Raw genomic sequence first — 18,161 nt, 5'->3', positions numbered from 1 at the left:
CTTTATATCAACGGCTTGAAGAAGAATTCTTAAATATAATATCAACTATCCTCGCGTTTGTAAATAAATTTAGCGATGTTTTTCGCCTAAATTAGAAAATCCTTATTAATTACCCTGGGCAAGCTCGCTAATCCGCGTCCTGATTAGCTTTTGCCAGCGTGCCGCGGATGAATCAGCGGTGCTTTTTCCGCCGTCAATCGTCACCAACAGTTCCTCGGCCCAGGAAGCGGGGTCGTCAATCACCTCTTTAACCCGGGGCATCAAAAACATCAGCTGCAGGTCAAACTGCTGGTTGGCCAGCTGGTAGCGCATGGCGTCCTGATTGGCCAAGCGGTCGAAAATCAACTGGCGAACCTTTTTCACCGCCGGGAGTTCATCGCTTCCCACCAGTTGGGCTGGATTTACCTGGTATTCCTGGTTGTCCAGCCAGAGGTAGGTCAGCTGGGCGTCCAGGTGAATGCAGCGAAGGGTTTCGATGATGTCGCTTTTGATCAGGGGCTGAACAAAGGGATCGCGCAGCACGAAGCGACTCCCCAGCAAGAACTCGTTCAGCGGCAACTCGTAGGCCTCATTCAGGCGTTCGCGCTGCTCCAGAATCGTCCCATCCCCCAGGTGATAAAACTGGCGAAGCGTCTGCTGAATGGTTGCCTGATACTTGACCTCCGCCGCCTGCTCACTGTCGACAACTAGGCCCAACAATTTCTCCCGCCAAGCCGGATCCGTCCCGGCAATCAACAATCGACACTTGATGTAGCGCCGGTTGGCCAGGAGCACCCGCACCGCCAGTTCGGCGTCCGACCGTGTCTTTAGGAAAAGAGTTGGCTCTTCTACGACCAGACTCAAGGCCTGGACGTACTGGTGGTCATGGTAGAGCGCCAGCACCTGGTTAAAAACCAGAACCGGGCTAGTGGTGTCGGCCAGCAGCCCGCCGAGAATCTCACTGGCCGCTTTCCACTTTTCCTGTTTGATCAAAACCAATGCTCGCCGCAATTCGCGCTTTTGTTGTTCATCCATCTTTTCACCTCACAACACGAAAGAAGGAGCCAATCCCTTCGACTGGCTCCTCAATTTCGACTAGTTTTTATTATTATTTTTCTTGTTCTGGCCTTGTTTATCATGCTTGCGGCCCCGACCACGGCCACGGTGATGACCATTGTTGGACTTCTTTTCCTTATTAGAAGAGTTATCCTTCTTAGCCTCATCGTTGTTCTTCTTGCCCTTGCGCTTAGCGTGCTGGTTGATTTCCATGATCACCGGCAGAATTACCGGGTGTCGCTTGGTCTGGTCGAAGAGGAAGCGATTGAGCTTCTCGCGAACATCCTGCTTGAGGTGGCTCCAGTCGAATTCCTTTTGATCCAGATTTTCCTGGACCACCTTCTCAACCAGGTCGGCACTTTGCTTCATCAGCTGGTGGTTGGTCTTCACGAAGACAAAGCCCCGCGAAGTGATCTGCGGCCGGGCCACAATTTTTTTCTTCTTGCGGTCAATGGTGGCAACTACCACGAAGATCCCGTCCTCGGACAGCACGCGCCGGTCACGCAGGACGATGTTCCCGATGTCACCGATCCCGGTCCCATCAATCATCGTGTTGCCAACATCGATGTGATCACCAAGGTGGAATTCGCCGTTCTTGTAGGTTAAGACGTCACCCTTGGCGGTAATGAAGATGCGGTCGGCCGGGATGCCTACCTCTTCGGCCAGCTGGGCGTGCTTGTTCAGCAGGCGGTACTCGCCCTGGATTGGGATAAAGTACTTCGGCTTCATGAAGTTCAGCATCAGCTGTTCGTCGTTTTGGTTGGCGTGGCCAGATGGGTTCAGGTCATCGGAAATGAACTTGACCTCGGCCCCGGTCCGGTAAATCATATCCTTGGTCTTCTGGACCTCGGTCTCCTGGGCATAGGATGGCGTGGTGGTAACGAAGACCAGATCGTTATCGGTCATGTGCAGCTTCGGGTTGTCCCCACTGGCAATCTGCTGAAGCGACTTGATTGGTTCGCCCATCTTCCCCGTCTCCAGGACAACGACCTGCGAAGGATCCAACTGGTCTGCTTCCTTCATGCTGATCAGCAGGTCCTTTGGCAGCTTCAATTTGCCTAGGCTCATGGCGGTGTTGACGATCTGCTCTAGGTCCTTGCCGGACAGCACGATCTTGCGGTCAGCGGCCACGGCGGCATCAATGATCTGTTGGATCCGCATGATGTTGGAGGCAACGCTGGCAACGATGATCCGCCCATCCTGGTGCTTGAAGGTCTCCTTGACGTATTCGCCAATGTCCTTTTCCCGGGCGGAGGTGCCGCTGATCCCCGCCCCTGCGGAATCACTCAGCAGCGCCAGAACACCCTGGGAGCCAATCTCCGCCAGGCGGGCCAGGTCGGTCTGGTAGCCCTTGGCAGCCGTCTGGTCAAACTTGAAGTCGCCGGTGTAGACGATGTTGCCCTCGCTGGTCTCGATGACCACCCCAAGGGTCTCCGGGATGGTGTGGGTCGTCTGGAAGAAGGAGACGGTCACGTCGTTAAAATCAATTGCCGTGGTGGCGTCAACAACGTGGAAATCATTGAACTTTTTGACCTCCTTATGACTCTTGACCGCCAGCTTAGCCAGGGCAATCGTCATCTCGGAACCAAAGACCGGCACGTTGAAGTCCATCAAGAAGTACGGCAGGGCCCCGATCGAATCGGCGTGGCCGTGGGTCAGGAAAACCCCAACGATCTTGTCCTTGTGCTGACGCAGGTATTCCCAATCAGGAATCACGACGTCAATCCCCATCAGTTCGTTTTCCGGGTACTTTAGGCCGGCATCGAGAATAAAAATCTGGTTCTCCACTTCGACGGCGTACATGTTCTTACCGTTTTCACGAACGCCCCCGAATGGAATAATCTTAATACTGTTACTCATCGAGTAATCTCCTTTGATTTAGTTTTGAACTGCCCCACCACAAATTATAATGATGGGATTTTTAATTTCGTTCACGATTAGCTATTCATATCTTACCACAATCAAAGTTATCATTGGAACTAATCTAGCCCCGGAGACAAAAAAAGCACCCCAGCAAGTGCTGGAGTGCCAGAAGACCAAGATTACCGACGAAGACCAAGAGCCTTGATCAGTTCACGGTAAGCAGGCAGGTCGGTGCGCCGCAGGTAAGCCAGAAGGTTACGACGGTGACCAATCTTCTTCATCAGACCACGTTGTGAGTGGTAGTCGTGCTTGTGAGTACGAAGGTGATCGTTCAGTTCGTTGATGTCAGCAGTTAAGACAGCAACCTGAACCTGGGTTGAACCAGTGTCGCCCTCGTGCGTTGCGAATTGCTTGATGATTTGATCTTTACGTTCCTTTGAAATAGCCATGCTATTTTCCCACCTTTCAATTAATAGTGCGCCTAGTTCTAAGTACGACGTCGGTGAGGATCGCCAAACTGAGAAGAGGCAAGTTGGTCATTAAATTAACCTTTAATACTATAACCGATTGCCGGCCTTCTTGCAAGCTTTGCAACAAAATCCCCGCTTGATCAGTTGAAACTATTGCATTAGCCGCCAGTCTTTTGTATAATGAAAAACGTTGAAAATTCTGGTCAACTGAATAACCGGGTAATGGAGGTGAAACTCATGCCAATTATCAAGTCAGCAATCAAACGTGTTAAAACTAGTGCCAAGGCCGAAGCAAAGAACGCTTCCCAATTAAGCCACATGCGGACTGCTATCAAGAAGTTCGACAAGGCCAAGCTTGCTGGTGAAGACAACCTTGACGCACTGTACAAGGATGCTCTTTCCGCAATTGATCGGGCGCACTCCAAGGGTCTCATCAAGGCCAACAAGGCTGCTCGTGACAAGTCACGCTTAGCCGCACGTTACAACAAGTAATGTGAGATTAAAGGGTCAGCAAACGCTGGCTCTTTTTTTATTTTAAACTGAATAGCGCACCAATCGTCCGGTGATGATTGGTGCGCTATTTTAGTTAGCCAGCCGTGCCTGATGAGCGTACTGGAGCATGAACAATTGAAAGAGTAGGGCCGGATCGCGCTGGGTCGTCTTCAGTGCCTGCTCGATTCTGATTAAACCCAGGTAGGCATTCTCCAGGCTCAGCGTCGAGAAGTTGCGAACCGTCCGCAGCCCTAATTTGACCCGGTACGGATGAACATTCAGTTCCTTGGCCAGGCTCCCCTGGCTCAGGCCCCGTTGGTTGAGAACCTTAAGCTGGAGCAAGAGCCGGAACTGCCCGACCAGCACGGCATTGATCCGCAGGGGCTGCTGCTGACCAGCCAAGAGCTGGCGATAAAGATCCAGCGCCCGCACCTGATCGTGCTTGAGGACGGCCGTCACCAGGTCGAAGACGTTTTCGTCAAGGGACTGGGGAACCAGCTCTGCGACCATCTGCCGGGTGATGTGCTGATCCTGATAGGCCAGAATCTTGAGCTTGGCCAAGTTGGCTTCCATCAGACCGTAGTCAGCATTGGTCCGCTGCACCAGTTCATCCACCGCGTCCTGGTCAATTTGAAAATTGGCCGCCATCAGCTGGCCGACAATTGCCTGGCGGGCCTGCTGCTCATTGAGCGGGGCCGCACTGACCGTTACCGCCGTCTTCTTCAGGGCCTTCACGACTCCCTTGCGGCCATCGAGCTTTTCGTAGGGGGCCAGGATGACGAAGATCGTACTCATTTCGGGATGGCTCAGGTAGTCCTTCAGCCCGTCGACGTCATGGTCGATCTTCCCCCGCTTCTTCTCCCCCGTCAAGAAGTAAGGCTTGTTGATCACCACCAGCCGCCGCTCGCCAAAAAACGGGGCCGCCATCGCGTCATCGAGGGCGACGGCAACGGGGGTCGTCTCCATATCGTAGCGACCCACGTTCATCACCCGTTCCTCCTCTGGAATCAGCTGGAGGAATTGGTCAAGGGCCTGCTCGATTAAGGCCTGCTGGGTCCCCAGCACCAGGTAAACCGGTGCCGGTTGCTTGTTCTTCAGTTGTTTAGACAATTCGGTAAGGTCCATTTCAGTTCGTCTCCTCGTAGTGTGGTCGTCCAGTGACCGTTGTTTCCTTGAAATACGTATCTGATCATCCCGTACTGCTGGGTGGAAAGGTAGTTGATCCGCAGTTCTTTGAGTGTTGCGACCACCTCGTCATTGGGGTGGTGGTAGCGGTTGAAGCGGCCCGCCGAGATGATCGCCAGGTGCGGCTGGAGCTGACGGAGAAACTGCTCGTCACTGGCCGTCCGACTGCCGTGGTGTCCCAACTTGAGAACCGCGGCCCGCAGCTCGGGATAGCGGGCAATCACCGCCCGTTCCCCTGCCCGGTCTAAATCACCGGTAAAGACAAAGCGCTGACCGCCAAACTGGCCGGTTAACACCAAAGAATCCTGGTTTTGCGCCTCTCCCGGTTGGAAGGGATGCAGGATTTTGAGTTCCGGATCAACGTTGGGATGCTGGTCGGTCACCGGAATGATTGCCGGTCGCTGCCTAGCCGTCAGCTTATTTTGCAGTACCGGCTGCCGTTCCATCCCCGCCGGCACTACCACCCGAGTAACGTGCATGTTGGCAATCACGGTCGGCAAATAACCAATGTGATCGGTATCCCGGTGGGTTAAATAAATGGTATCGATCCGGCTGATCCCCCGGCTCTTCAGGTAATTGATACTGGTCCGCGTTGCCACGTTGCGCCGCGTTTGGACTTTGAAGTGACCAAAGTTAAGCTTGCCACCGGTGTCAATCATCATCACCCGGCGATTCAGCGGCTCGCGGATGATGATGCAGTCGCCCTGACCGATGTCGACAAAAGCAACCTCGCCCTGCAGCGGAAAGTGAATCACCAGCAGGCAGGCCAGGTAAGCCAGCACTAATATTCCCCAGCGGCGTAACCGCGTCCAGTCGGTCAGGCACCACAGGGTCAGGCCAAACAGGACTAAGGCAAAGAGCAGCGGGGGCTTGCCAAAGTGAACCTCACCGGGCACACTGGCCGCCAGCGCAATCAGCCGTTGAAACAGGACCAGGAGCTGGTTTACCAGCACTCCCAAAACTGGCAGCAGCCAGTACGTCGTCGCCGCCACGATCACCAGGGGAAAGAGAACCAGGGAAAAGAACGGGATCAGTGGGTAGCTGATCAGCAGGCTCAGCCAGTGAAACTCAAACACGTAGGCCAGGATGGCTGGTAGACTGATTAGGCCCAGAAAGACGCTCTTCTGCAGCCCCGACTGCCGCCGATCCAGGACGTGCAGCATGAAGGACAGCAAATAGGTCAGCTGGCCGCCCAGGCTGAGCAATAGCTCCGGTTCGTAAAACAGGCCGCCAAGCAGGCTCAGCGCCCAGCAGTCCAGGCCGTCCATTTTCAGAAACCTCTGGAGCAAGCCCGCTTCCGCGACGATTACCGCCCGCACCAGGCTGACCGCACCCCCGGCAATGACCAGGTAGAGGGGCAAAAGACAGATTAGAATCCCATCGACCAGTTCCCGGTCAAGCCAGAGGTAAATGCCCGCCCAGCGCAGCAGGCTGATCAGTAAAACCACGTGCATCCCGGAAATACAGAAGAGATGGATCACTCCCAGGCGCTTGACGTTTTCTATCAGGTCCGCGTTTTGCGGGTCGTTTTGGCCAATCAGCAGCTGCTGGCAGTAACCCGCCAGCGGCTGGGGCATCCCCCGAAAGTAACGTCCCAGCCGGTAGCGCCAAAGATGGCAGCGCATCCGCAGGCTCGGCCTTAAAACTGGTTGCATCGCTACCAGCCGGGAAATACGCAGCTGGTTGGCAACGCCACGCTGGCGGAAGTAGCGCCGCAGGTCAAACTCATTTTCATTGGTTGCTGGCATGACCGGCTGCAGATCACCGGTGACCTGCCAGTACTGGGGTTCGGCCAGGCTCTTGATCGCCCGGCGCTGCTCCCGGTCACGGCTGATCAGCGTCGCCGTTTCCCGCTGTCCCGTCCGCTGATCCTTTGCCAAAAGGGTAATCAGGTCGCCAGAAACCTTCACCTCGTCGGGCAGCACCAGCAGCGTCTGGGTCACCGGCGTCTGCCCTTTAGCCATCATTTGCGTCATTCGCTGCCGATAGCCCTGACAAACTATTACCGTTATCAAAAGCGTAAGCAGGCAAGCAACCAGCACTTGCGGGCGCTTTAAGAAGCTTATCCGCACCAGTAAGTAGAGTGCTAAAATCCAAAACCAGCCAGACGGTCGCAGGATGGCGACCGTGACCAATCCGGCCATTAGCGCCGGAAAGGTCCAGTAGTGACGAATTAGCCCTGTTGCTCAGGCCGGATGTACTGGCCCAAGTGAACCTCGTCTAAGATGTTGTCGTCTAATTTGATTTGGTGAAGTTGAATGTTCTTTAAGTGGATGAGCTTCATTGCGTAGTCATCGTTGTGGTAGTTGCGAATATAGTTAATCTCCCGAATGCCGGCCTGCAGAAGGCTCTTGGTGCACTGCAGGCACGGGAAATCGGTCACGTACAGGCTGGCCCCGTCGGTCGAAATGCCGAACTTGGCGCACTGCAGGATGGCGTTCATCTCCGCGTGAATCGTCCGAACACAGTGACCATCGCGCAGGTAGCAGCCGGCGTCGATACAGTGCTCGTCACCGGCCACCGAACCGTTGTAGCCCCCCGCGATGATTCGCTTGTCCCGCACCAGGACGGCCCCCACCGAGAGCCGCGTGCAGGTGCTGCGCGACGCCAATAAGGCCGCCTGAATCATAAAATACTGGTCCCAATCAATTCGCTTTTTTACCATAGTTGTCAACTCCTTTATCTGGAATATTATAGCAAACAATTCACCCAAACCAAAAATTAGACGGCCAACTGGCTTCGAATCTTGTCAACGCTCTTGTCGCCAAAGCCACTGACCTGCTTCAAATCGTCCACCGATTTGAACTGACCGTGTTCCTGACGGTACTGGATGATCAAGTCGGCCTTTTTATCGCCGATCCCGGTGATCTGGCAGAGCTGCTCCTTGGTCGCGGTGTTAAGGTTGACGATCGGCTGGTCGCTGCTCCCGCTCGCTTCCGTCGCGGTTGCCTCCCCGCCCGCGGTACCTGGAATGCTCTCCCCGGGAAGCGGGATGTAGACAACCTGCTGGTCAGTCAGCTGCTTGGCACGATTGACCTGCTTCATGTCCGCCGTCGCCAGGACGCCACCGGCCGCTTCAATCGCCTCGTCCACACGCGCACCGGCCCGCAGCTTGTAGACGCCCGGGTGCTTGACTGCTCCCTTGACGTCAACGCAAACGGGACCGGCCGTTGCCGAGACGTTGCTCGTTGCCTGACTGGCAAGCGACTGCTGGCTGCTGGAAAAGGTTTCGACCGCCTGACTTTGCTGCGGCGACTTGAAGTACCAGCCGGCCACCAGGATTACCAGGGCCACCAGAATCAAGATTTGGCTGCGATAGCTTGTCCAGAGTTCACGTAGTCTTTCCATTTAACACCCCTCCCATATATATAAATACGTAAGTTATTCCATTTTGTACGAAAAAAACTGGAAAAAGTTTTGTCTTTTTCCAGTTTGAAAATTAATTGTTATTTTTCGAGGTAGTGAACCGCCTGCTTAAACGAGCTGACCGGCACGACCTTCATCCCCGGCGCGTACCGCTTAGCCGTCTTCTTGGCCATTTGATAGTTGGTCTGGTGACCCTCTTCGTACTTCAGCAGGAGCTTTGTCGGCTTGACGTAGGGTGCCAGGAAAATCGTGGCCCCGGCACGGTGGGCGGCAATCACTTTCTTGTCGATTCCGCCAATCTCGCCAACCGTTCCGTCGGAGCTAATCGTCCCCGTTCCGGCAATCTTGCGGCCCCGTTGAAGGTCGTGGCCACTGATCTGTTCGTAGATCTGCAGCGTGAACATCAGCCCGCCGGACGGGCCCCCCAGCTGTCCCGGGTTCACCTTGACCGGGATCTTCGTCTTGACCTTCATGTTGTTGGTCAGGATGATGCCGATCCCGGACCGGGTACTCGTCAGTCTGACCAGCTTGTGGGTCGTCTGATGGGTGTGACCGTTGCGCACGTAGGTGACCGTCAGCGGCGAACCCACCTTCTGCTTACCAATGTACTTTTGGAAGCCCTGGGCCGTGTTGTAGTGGCGACCGTTGACCTTGGTGATGGTGTCCCCGACCTTGATGGCGTGCTTGAACTTCGAGTTCGATTGGACCTGCAGGACGTAGATTCCCAGGTACTTCTTCGTCACCTGCTGGTGGGCCGCCTTATAGGCCACCGCAATCGCCTCGTTGATTGAGCTCTTCATGTAGAAATCCTGAACTCGATCAAAGGTTGCCCCGCTCTGGCCCCCGGTCACATCCGAAGCCTTTTCAATCGACATGTACGGAACCGCCTTGGCCAGCAGATAGGTGGCCGGGCGGGCCTGCTGCAGGGCGACCGAGGTGATCATGAAGCTGCCCTTGCCCGGATCGGGATGGCCCTTCACGCTGACGAAGGAGCGCAGGTTGGTGGCACTCCCCGGAGCTTCAATGTATGAATTAAGCGGCCACAGGAGGAACCAGCCCAAGAAGAGGACGATCCCCAGCGTGATCGCAATCCAGCGTAATATTCGGTTATCTTGCTTTTTCATTGTGTGCCTTTACCCGCATCAGTTGCCGTTCTTCTAACCGCTTCTTCAGTGCCGCATTGATGTTCGCCGGCAGGTAGGCGGAAATGTCACCCCCGTTAGACGTCACTTCCTTCAGCAGGCTGCTCGAGAGGTGTTGGTATTCCGGCTTGGCCAGGAAGAAAATGGTCTCGCACTGATCATCCAAGAAGTTGTTCATCGCTGCGATGTCGCGCTCGTACTGGAAGTCGGTGTTGTTACGCAGTCCCCGCATCAGGTAGTCGGCCCCGATTCGGTTCATCAGGTCTACCGTCAGGCCAGTAGCGGTGATGACCGAAACGTTGTCCAGCCCGGCAACGGCTTCCTTGACCTGGGCCACCCGCTCTTCCACCGTGAACAGCGGCTTCTTGCTGGTGTTGGTCATCACGGCCACCGCCAGCTGGTCAAAGAGGGCACTCCCCCGCTTGATCAGATCCAGGTGTCCTAAGGTCAGTGGGTCAAAACTTCCCGGAAATACAGCTACTTTCATCTTCATTTACTCCTTTCGAAAACGATAAATCGTCAGTACCGTGATGCCGTATGTCTGCCGCCGCACAAAGGCAAAGTGTTCGAGATCCTCTGTCGGCAGGTCGGCTTCCTGATTGGTCTCGGCCACGATGGTCGCCCCATCGTTGAGCAGATCCAGTTCCACCATCTTAGCCAGGTCCTTTAAGATCTGCTGCTTGGCATAGGGCGGATCGAGGTAGACCAGGTCGAAGCGCGCACCCTGATGACCAAGCATTCCCAGGGCCTTTCTGGCATCCATCTTGTAAACCGTAAACTTGTCAGCTTGCTTGGTCACGCTGATGTTGTGCTGAATGGTCTTGATCGCCTGGTACTGGCGATCAACCAAGGTGGCACTGGCGATCCCGCGCGACACTCCTTCAATACTCAGTCCCCCGCTGCCGGCAAACAGGTCCAGGCTCTGGCCCCCGTCAAAATAGGGGCCGATGATGTTGAAGAGCGCTTCTTTGACCTTGTCGGTAGTCGGCCGGGTGGCCATTCCGGGAACCGCGTTTAATTTGCGGCCCCGGAAATCACCTGCTACTACTCTCATTTTTTGTCATCCTCATCGTGTAATTTATAGAGACCGGTCATTTCCAGATCGGTCAGGGTTGGATCAAGATCCGGACGGTAGGATTCCTCAACCGAACGCACCGCCCGCAGCTTTTGAACCTTTTCCTTTACCGGCGCAACCTGGTCCTGATCAACGTACAGGATCACGTAATGCATCCGCCGCGATACGTAGCGCACAATGCCGTAGTGCCGCAGCGTCTTGATGACGCGGTTCCCGTTGATGTAAACCACCAGGGCCCGCCGGGGTGTCAACTTAAACATAATACCATATCCTTACTTAGTCGTCAGAAACGGGGAGCCCATTTCCAAGCGCCGTTTGTTTTGCTGAATGCTGATGTTCATGATAATCCCGACCGCCGCGGACAGGACCAGCATACTGGAACCCCCGTAGGAGATGAAGGGGAAGGTCACCCCGGTAATCGGCAGCAGGCCCAGGACCCCACCGATGTTGAAGAGGGTTTCGACGCTAAAGAAGGTCGCCGTTCCGTAGCAGATCAGCGTCACGTAGAGGGAATTACTCCGTACGCCTAGCTGGATCATCCGGCAAATCAAAATCAGCAGGAGGATCAGGATCGCGGTCACACCGACCAGGCCCAGTTCCTCACTAGTAATTGACATAATGAAGTCGGTGTTGGGCTCGGGCAAGTAGCCCATCTTCTGCACGCTGTTCCCCAGGCCGACCCCGAAGATCCCACCGTTGCTAATGGCGTAGTAGGAATTAACGAGCTGGCTCCCGGAACCACTGGCGTTGCCGAAGGGGTTCATGAAGGCGATAAACCGCTGTGCCCGGTAGCCGCCATGAATCCAGCCGTTGATGATCGCCTGCTGGAGGCCGATGTACAGGGCCAGTGGCACCCCAATGATCATCGAGACCCCGAAGGCCCAGCGCATGTCGCAGGCCAGGATCATCACCGCAATGATCACAAAGTTAATTGCGAAGCCCCCAGTATCGGGTTGAACCAAGATCAAAATTAGGTAAATCAATGCAATCAAAAGCGGGCCGACCGACGACTTAGTCTCCAGGAAGTGGCGACCGTGCTGCCGGGCCCGGGCCATTCGGTCAGCCAGGTAGAGAATGAAGTAGAGCTTACAAAACTCCACCGGCTGAATGTTAACGGGACCCAGGTTGATCCAACCCCGGGCACCGTTGACGGCCCGCCCGAGGATCAGGACCGCAATCAAGAGGAAGCCCATGATCAAGGTTGAATACTCCAAGAACTTGCGCTGCCGAAAATGTTCGAGGGAAAAGTTGGCGAAAAAGAACATCACTCCCAGGCCGAGGATCACGTAGAGCGTCTGTTTCACCAGGTAGGCCTGGGGCGTCCCCCCGTTTTGCATCTCAATCCCGGCGCTGGACGAGTAGACCATGATAATCCCCGTGACGCAAAGGATCAGGTAGGGCACCATCAGGTAGTAGTCCCAGGAACGCCAATTCTGTTTTAACTGCGACCAGGCAAAGTGTGGTCGCTTGATTTTTAGTTTTTTCACTAAGCACACCTGCTCAAAATAAATTATCTTGTCTATTATAGCATTAGAATAGACTAAAACCCGAAAAGCATCGTTTCGCTTTTCGGGTTTTATTAAATCTTAGGCGTTTGATTACTTCCGGGAAGCAGCACGACGGCGCTTAGCTTCCTTCTCCCGGGCATTCGTGTTCAAGATCTTCTTGCGCAGCCGAATGTTCTCTGGAGTAACCTCACAGTATTCATCCTCGTTCAGGAACTCGAGTGATTCTTCCAGTGAGAAGTGGGTTGGCGTCTTGATGTGGGCCATTTCATCGGAACCAGCGGCACGAACGTTGGTCAGGTTCTTCCCCTTGGTGATGTTAACGGTGATGTCGTTTTCACGGCTGTTTTCACCAACAATCATCCCTTCGTAGACTTCCGTCCCTGGATCGATCAGCAGTTGACCACGACTTTCGATCCCCATCATGGCGTAGGTGGTTGCCTTGCCGGCGTTCATTGAAACCAGGGTTCCCTTCTGACGGCCAGGGTTCCAGTTCTTGATTACCGGAGCGTACTTCTCGAAGGTGTGGCTCATGATCCCGTAACCACGAGTCAGGGTCATGAATTCCGTGGAGTAACCGATCAGCCCACGTGATGGTGCCAGGAAGATCAGCCGGGTCTGGCCGTTCTCGCCTGGTTCCATGTTCTGCATCTCACCCTTGCGCTTGGAAAGGCTGTCGATTACGGCACCGGTGTACTCGTCAGGGGTATCGATTTGAACCTCTTCAAATGGTTCGCACATCGTCCCGTCGATTTCCCGGTAGATAACTTCTGGACGGGAAACGGACAGTTCGTAGCCTTCCCGCCGCAGGGTTTCGATCAGGATGGACAGGTGGAGCTCACCACGACCGGAAACGGTCCAGGCACCTGGATCGTCGGTGTCGTCAACCTTCAGGGAAACGTCAGTCTGCATTTCCCGCTTCAGCCGGTCTTCCAGCTGACGGGCAGTGACAAACTTACCTTCCCGACCAGCAAATGGTGAATCGTTGGTCCGGAAAGTCATCCGCAGCGTCGGTGGATCAATCCGCAGTGGCTTCAGTGCTTCTGGGTGGTTCGGGTCGGTTACCGTTTCACCGACGTTGATGTCTTCCATCCCGGAAACGGCAATCAGGTCACCGGCTTCGGCTTCCTTGATTTCCAACCGCTTCAGACCGAAGAACCCGAAGAGCTTGGTAACCCGGAAGTTCTTCTTGGTTCCGTCCAGCTTCATCAGGGTAACGTTGTCGCCGACCTTGATCTTCCCACGGAAAATCCGGCCGATCCCAATCCGACCAACGAAGTCATTGTAATCCAGGATGGCAACTTGGAACTGCAGTGGTTCGTCGGAGTTGTCAATTGGCGCCGGGATCGTCTTGATGATCGTGTCGAACAGTGGCTTCATCGTGTGCTTCTGCGTGGAAATGTCAGAGTCGTAGCTCGAAGTACCGTTCATGGCAGAAGTGTAAACCACTGGGAAGTCCAGCTGGTCTTCGTCGGCACCCAGTTCAATGAAGAGGTCCAGGACTTCGTCGACAACTTCTTCCGGACGAGCACCCTTCCGGTCAACCTTGTTGATGACCACGATTGGGGTCAGGTGTTGTTCCAAGGCCTTCTTCAGAACGAAGCGGGTCTGTGGCATGGTCCCTTCAAAGGCATCGACAACCAGCAGAACCCCGTCGACCATCTTCATCACCCGTTCAACTTCACCACCGAAGTCGGCGTGACCTGGGGTGTCCAGGATGTTGATCTGGTACTTGCCGTACTTAACGGCCGTGTTCTTGGACAGGATGGTGATCCCACGTTCACGTTCAATGGCGTTCGTGTCCATGGCCCGGTCCTGGATACTGAAGTGCTCCGGCAGGGTGTCAGACTGCTTCAGCATTTCGTTGACCAGCGTCGTCTTACCGTGGTCAACGTGGGCAATAATCGCAATATTACGAATATCATCACGAGATTTCAAAGCGTAATTCTTCCTTTCATATCAACCTATTTCATCTTAACTAGTATACACTGGATTGAGACTGATTTCATAAAAAAACTGTGACAAAGCCGTCACAGCCCCCACAACTACTTGGTCCGGGCGAGAATGTCGCGCGCGACCCCGTTCGTTGCTACTAATACAAGATTAGATGATAGCACATTTATTCCATCACCGTCAATTGATTTCACACTCAATCCCAATTCTTCGGCCAGGACCCGACCGGCCGCCAGATCCCAGGGCTTCAGCCAGGAAACGTAGGCCCCAAGTTCTCCGGTCAGGACGCCAATCATTTCCTTGGCGGCGCTGCCGTACATCCGCAGGCCGCTCGCCGCCTGGGCCACGGCCGGTAGATTAGCGACGTTTCGCAGAATCAGCGAGCTGCTGACCGCGATTAGGCTTTGACGCAATGTGGTGTCGGTCGGTGGTACAAGCCGTTGCTCGTTTTTGAAAACACCCCAGTGATTGCCACCGTGATAAAGGTCCCCGTTGACCGAATCCATGATGTAGCCCAAAACCGGGCGCCCGTCAATGTAGAGGGCCAGCATGATACCAAAGTTATCGTGCTGCTTAACAAAGTTTAGGGTCCCATCCAGGGGGTCCACGATCCAAACGTGCCCAGCAAGATTGGTCACCTCGTCGTCACCAATCCCCTCCTCGCTGAGAATCCGGGCCGCCGGATCAATCTCCCGTAGCTGCTCGTTGATGGTTCGCTCGTTTTGCCGATCAATGCTGGTCACCAAATCGCTATAGTCGCTCTTCGTGGCAACCTGGTAGGTGCTATTCAATTGGGCCAGGGTCGCCTGGTTAATCTGGTGCAACAGCTTTTGAACTCTTGAATCAATCTCTTCTAACACGTTAATCGCCAGCCATCTTGATTGTCTTGGCCGAAGAAGTCTGCGCCTGCTTGACCACTTGATACAGGACATAGCCCGACTCCTTTTCAAACTCGCGGCCAATCTGCTTCTCTTCCGCCTTGGAAGTTACGATTTGCTTAAACGCCCGGTAGCGTTTCAGTACTTCCTCGCGTTTGATGCCAACTTCATAGGCATCTTCCACCGCCCGCAGCATTGCAATGACGGTCTCCATCTCCTGCGTCGACCAATCTGGATTTAATGGGTAGGAATAACTCTTGCTCTGCATTACAGAACCCCCTCAGTTTGTTTATTCTATTATACAATCCCGCACAAGCGATTGGCAGACTTCTTAACGAAGAAACCGCTTTTTCATTTAAAAGCCAAAAACGCGTTGCCATTTCTGACAACGCGTTTTGGATTTGATCAGGTGTTGATGATTAGATGTGGGTTGGCAGACCCAGAGCAACATCAGCAGCTTCTTGGATTGGTTCGTTAAGGGTTGGGTGTGGGTGAATCGTCAAAGCAACGTCTTCAACGTTCATACCACAGTTAACGATTAATGAAAGTTCACCAGCAAGCGTACTTGCTTCTGGACCAACAACCTGGGCACCAACGACGTTCTTCTTCTCCTTCGTGTAAACGAAGCGAACAAAGCCGTCTGGTTGGTCAAGTGAAACCGCCCGTGCATTCCCAGCAAATGGGAACTGTGCAGTGGCAACTTCAATGCCCTTGTCCTTAGCTTCACTAGCAGTCATGCCGACTTGGGCAAGTTCTGGGTCAGCGAAGCAAACGGCAGGTACCCCTACCCAGTCATTAGCAGTGTTCTTACCGGCAATCGCTCCAGCGGCAGTCTTACCTTCGAAGAATGCCTTGTGAGCCAATGCTGGGCCGGGAACCATGTCACCAACAGCGTAGATATGGTCGACATTGGTCTTACCCTGCTTGTCAACGATAACCTTGCCGTGGTCGTCCATCTTGACACTCGTCATGTCAAGGCCAAAGTTGTCGGTGTTTGGCTTCCGACCAACAGAAACCATGCAGTAGTCAGCCTTAATGCTGCTTTCCTTACCGTCAACTTCGTAGGTTACCGTAACACTGGAGTCATCCTGCGTCGAGTTCTTGGCCATGGCACCAGTAATGATGTCAATGCCCTTCTTCTTCAGGTTCTTAACAACAACCTTAACCATGTCCTTGTCGAAGCCACCAAGGATGCTGTCAGTACCTTCAATGATCGTTACGTGAGAACCAAGGTCGGCATATGCACCAGCCAGTTCAGTACCGATGTAACCACCACCGATAACAACAAATTCCTTAGGGATCTCAGGCAGGTTCAAGCCACCAGTAGAGTCGATAACCCGGCCTTCAAACTTGAAGTTCGGAATTTCCACTGGACGAGAACCAGTAGCCAAAATCAGGTTGTTCCATTCGATCTTCCGACCGCCGTCAGAGTCCATGAATTGCTTTGGACCAGACTTCAGAACCCGAAGTTGGTGGTCGTTGTCCATGATGGCAACACCATCAATGATTTCAACCTTGTGCTTCTTGAGCAGCATCTTAACCCCACGGGTCATCCGGTCAACGACCTTCTTCTGCTTCCAGTCCTGGGTCTTCTTGAAATCAATCGTAGCATTGGTCTTGGAAACACCATAGGTGCTGGAATCCAATGTTTCTTGAAGACGGTGACCAGCGGCAATCAAAGCCTTTGATGGGACACAACCAATGTTCAGGCAGACACCACCCAGACCTGGGTCACCCTTTTCAATCAGGGTAACCTTCTGGCCTAATTCGGAAGCCCGAATAGCGGCAACGTAGCCACCGGGGCCCCCACCAACAATAACCGTATCTTTCTTTTCAACGTCAGCCATACTTATTAGCCCTCCATCATTAACAATTCAGGATCTTCCAGAAGCTTCTTCAGGTAGTTCAGAGCTTCAGTAGCTAATGCACCATCAATCAGACGGTGATCAACAGTCAGCGACAGCTTCATGTTGTGACCAACAACGATTTCGCCTTCGTCGTTAACAACTGGTTCAGTAGCAATCGTACCCATCCCGAGGATAGCAACTTCTGGTTGGTTGATGATTGGAGTGAACCAGCCACCACGCATGGAACCAATGTTGGAAATCGTGATGGAGCCGTGAGCCATGCTTTCTGGACTCAGCTTGTTGTCTTCAGCAGCCTGAGCGTTAGCGGAGATTTCCTTAGCAATTTCAAACATGCTCTTGGAATCAGCGTTCTTGATGTTCGGGTTGTACAGACCATGGTCAGTGCTGGTAGCAATACCAATGTTGTAGTAGTGCTTCTGAACTAATTCTTGAGTACTGTCATCAATGGAAGCATTGAATTCTGGGTACTTCTTCATCATAGCGATGATGGCCTTAACAACGTAAGGCAGGAAGGTCAGGTGAATACCTTCGTCAGCAGCAACAGCCTTGTACTTCTTCCGGTTTGCCATCATCTTAGATACTTCGGCATTAGCGAAGACAGTAACCATTGGACTGATGTCGGCAGATTCACGCATGTTCTTAGCAATGATCTTCCGCATGTTGGACAGTGGTTCACGAGTCTCGGCATCTTCACCAGCGCCAGTGTAAGGCTTGATGGTGTTACCAGCCTTAGCAACAGGTGCAGCAGCAGTAGCAGCACCGGCAGCTGGAGCAGCGGCAGCAGCACCGTTGAAGTTGTCAATATCTTCCTTCAGTACTTGACCATGGTTACCACTTGGTTGTACTAAGGAGATGTCAACACCCTTGTCACGGGCATACTGACGAACGGAAGGCATTGCCATAACCAGCTTGTTTGGCTCAGCAAGTGGAGCAACGCCACCCTTAGCAGGTGCGGCTGGAGCAGCAGGAGCAGTGGATTCTGCTGGAGCTTCGGATTCTTCTTCAGCAGGTGCTTCATCAGCGTCACTGCCACCTTCGTCGTCGCCTTCGACGTTAGTGCTTACGCCGTCCTTGCCATCGTCGATTTCAACCAGGTCGTCACCCTTTTCAACGTGATCGTCTTCCTTAGCATCCAGCTTGGTAACGGTCCCGTCAACTGGAGATACCAGTTGGGTGGTGGACTTATCGGTTTGAATTTCTACTAATGGATCGTCAGCCTTGATAGCGTCGCCTTCCTTAACCAGGAATGAAGCAACGTCACCTTCAGTAAGGCCTTCACCCATTTCAGGTAGTCTGAATTTGTAAGCCATATTAATTTAACTTCCTTTC

General features: G+C 53.7%; 18 protein-coding genes. 1 reads left to right on the top strand and 17 read right to left on the bottom strand.

Going from position 1 to position 18,161, the window contains the following annotated elements:
• Window positions 1–105: 105 nt before the first annotated feature.
• The 3 genes from LKE23_RS00690 to rpsO all read right to left on the bottom strand — a co-directional run bounded on the left by LKE23_RS00690 (window position 106) and on the right by rpsO (window position 3,347).
• The gene (locus LKE23_RS00690) at window positions 106–1,014 is read right to left on the bottom strand and encodes a hypothetical protein (protein ID WP_291977561.1); all 909 of its coding nucleotides are present in this window, start codon (window positions 1,012–1,014) and stop codon (window positions 106–108) included.
• A gap of 60 nt (window positions 1,015–1,074) precedes the next feature.
• A complete protein-coding gene (locus LKE23_RS00685; RefSeq protein ID WP_291977560.1) occupies window positions 1,075–2,895 on the bottom strand; it encodes a ribonuclease J in 1,821 nt (606 codons plus the stop codon).
• 182 nt (window positions 2,896–3,077) lie between these two features.
• Window positions 3,078–3,347 carry a 30S ribosomal protein S15 gene (gene rpsO, locus LKE23_RS00680; protein WP_267201360.1) on the bottom strand — a complete coding sequence of 90 codons (270 nt, stop codon included), beginning with the start codon at window positions 3,345–3,347 and terminating at the stop codon, window positions 3,078–3,080.
• A gap of 258 nt (window positions 3,348–3,605) precedes the next feature.
• Here rpsO and rpsT point away from each other — a divergent pair, with 258 nt between their 5' ends.
• A complete protein-coding gene (gene rpsT / locus LKE23_RS00675; RefSeq protein ID WP_267201361.1) occupies window positions 3,606–3,860 on the top strand; it encodes a 30S ribosomal protein S20 in 255 nt (84 codons plus the stop codon).
• Between the two features lie 90 nt (window positions 3,861–3,950).
• Here rpsT and holA read toward each other — a convergent pair whose 3' ends face one another.
• The 14 genes from holA to LKE23_RS00605 all read right to left on the bottom strand — a co-directional run bounded on the left by holA (window position 3,951) and on the right by LKE23_RS00605 (window position 18,142).
• Window positions 3,951–4,985, bottom strand: a complete 1,035-nt coding sequence (gene holA / locus LKE23_RS00670) for a DNA polymerase III subunit delta (RefSeq protein WP_291977558.1) — start codon at window positions 4,983–4,985, stop codon at window positions 3,951–3,953.
• Window positions 4,955–7,189, bottom strand: coding sequence for a DNA internalization-related competence protein ComEC/Rec2 (locus LKE23_RS00665; protein ID WP_366512167.1), 2,235 nt, complete (start codon window positions 7,187–7,189; stop codon window positions 4,955–4,957). The genes holA and LKE23_RS00665 overlap by 31 nt, the downstream gene beginning before the upstream one ends.
• Window positions 7,190–7,218: 29 nt before the next feature.
• On the bottom strand, window positions 7,219–7,710 hold the full coding sequence (locus LKE23_RS00660; protein ID WP_291977556.1) for a ComE operon protein 2: 492 nt from the start codon (window positions 7,708–7,710) through the stop codon (window positions 7,219–7,221).
• 56 nt (window positions 7,711–7,766) lie between these two features.
• A complete protein-coding gene (locus tag LKE23_RS00655) occupies window positions 7,767–8,393 on the bottom strand; it encodes a helix-hairpin-helix domain-containing protein (protein WP_291977555.1) in 627 nt (208 codons plus the stop codon).
• A 98-nt stretch (window positions 8,394–8,491) separates the two neighbouring features.
• Entirely contained in the window at window positions 8,492–9,535 is a 1,044-nt protein-coding gene (locus tag LKE23_RS00650; RefSeq protein ID WP_291977554.1) for a SepM family pheromone-processing serine protease, read from the bottom strand.
• Window positions 9,519–10,040, bottom strand: a complete 522-nt coding sequence (coaD, locus tag LKE23_RS00645) for a pantetheine-phosphate adenylyltransferase (protein ID WP_291977553.1) — start codon at window positions 10,038–10,040, stop codon at window positions 9,519–9,521. The genes LKE23_RS00650 and coaD overlap by 17 nt, the downstream gene beginning before the upstream one ends.
• A gap of 6 nt (window positions 10,041–10,046) precedes the next feature.
• Window positions 10,047–10,607, bottom strand: a complete 561-nt coding sequence (gene rsmD, locus LKE23_RS00640) for a 16S rRNA (guanine(966)-N(2))-methyltransferase RsmD (RefSeq protein WP_291977552.1) — start codon at window positions 10,605–10,607, stop codon at window positions 10,047–10,049.
• Window positions 10,604–10,888: a YlbG family protein gene (locus LKE23_RS00635; protein WP_291977551.1), complete on the bottom strand. Its 285-nt coding sequence runs from the start codon at window positions 10,886–10,888 to the stop codon at window positions 10,604–10,606. The genes rsmD and LKE23_RS00635 overlap by 4 nt, the downstream gene beginning before the upstream one ends.
• A gap of 12 nt (window positions 10,889–10,900) precedes the next feature.
• The gene (locus tag LKE23_RS00630; protein ID WP_434737602.1) at window positions 10,901–12,115 is read right to left on the bottom strand and encodes an FtsW/RodA/SpoVE family cell cycle protein; all 1,215 of its coding nucleotides are present in this window, start codon (window positions 12,113–12,115) and stop codon (window positions 10,901–10,903) included.
• Window positions 12,116–12,226: 111 nt separating this feature from the next.
• A complete protein-coding gene (gene typA, locus LKE23_RS00625) occupies window positions 12,227–14,071 on the bottom strand; it encodes a translational GTPase TypA (RefSeq protein WP_267201370.1) in 1,845 nt (614 codons plus the stop codon).
• 107 nt (window positions 14,072–14,178) lie between these two features.
• On the bottom strand, window positions 14,179–14,946 hold the full coding sequence (locus LKE23_RS00620) for an inositol monophosphatase family protein (RefSeq protein WP_434737601.1): 768 nt from the start codon (window positions 14,944–14,946) through the stop codon (window positions 14,179–14,181).
• Between the two features lies 1 nt (window position 14,947).
• Window positions 14,948–15,232 (bottom strand): UPF0223 family protein, encoded by a 285-nt coding sequence (locus LKE23_RS00615; RefSeq protein ID WP_291977550.1) that lies wholly within the window; start codon window positions 15,230–15,232, stop codon window positions 14,948–14,950.
• 151 nt (window positions 15,233–15,383) lie between these two features.
• The gene (lpdA, locus tag LKE23_RS00610) at window positions 15,384–16,811 is read right to left on the bottom strand and encodes a dihydrolipoyl dehydrogenase (protein ID WP_291977548.1); all 1,428 of its coding nucleotides are present in this window, start codon (window positions 16,809–16,811) and stop codon (window positions 15,384–15,386) included.
• Window positions 16,812–16,816: 5 nt separating this feature from the next.
• Entirely contained in the window at window positions 16,817–18,142 is a 1,326-nt protein-coding gene (locus tag LKE23_RS00605; protein WP_291977547.1) for a 2-oxo acid dehydrogenase subunit E2, read from the bottom strand.
• Between the last annotated feature and the right edge of the window lie 19 nt (window positions 18,143–18,161).

Source organism: Limosilactobacillus sp. (assembly GCF_022482365.1).
Taxonomy (GTDB): Bacteria; Bacillota; Bacilli; order Lactobacillales; family Lactobacillaceae; genus Limosilactobacillus.
This window is presented reverse-complemented; position numbering and strand designations above follow the sequence as displayed.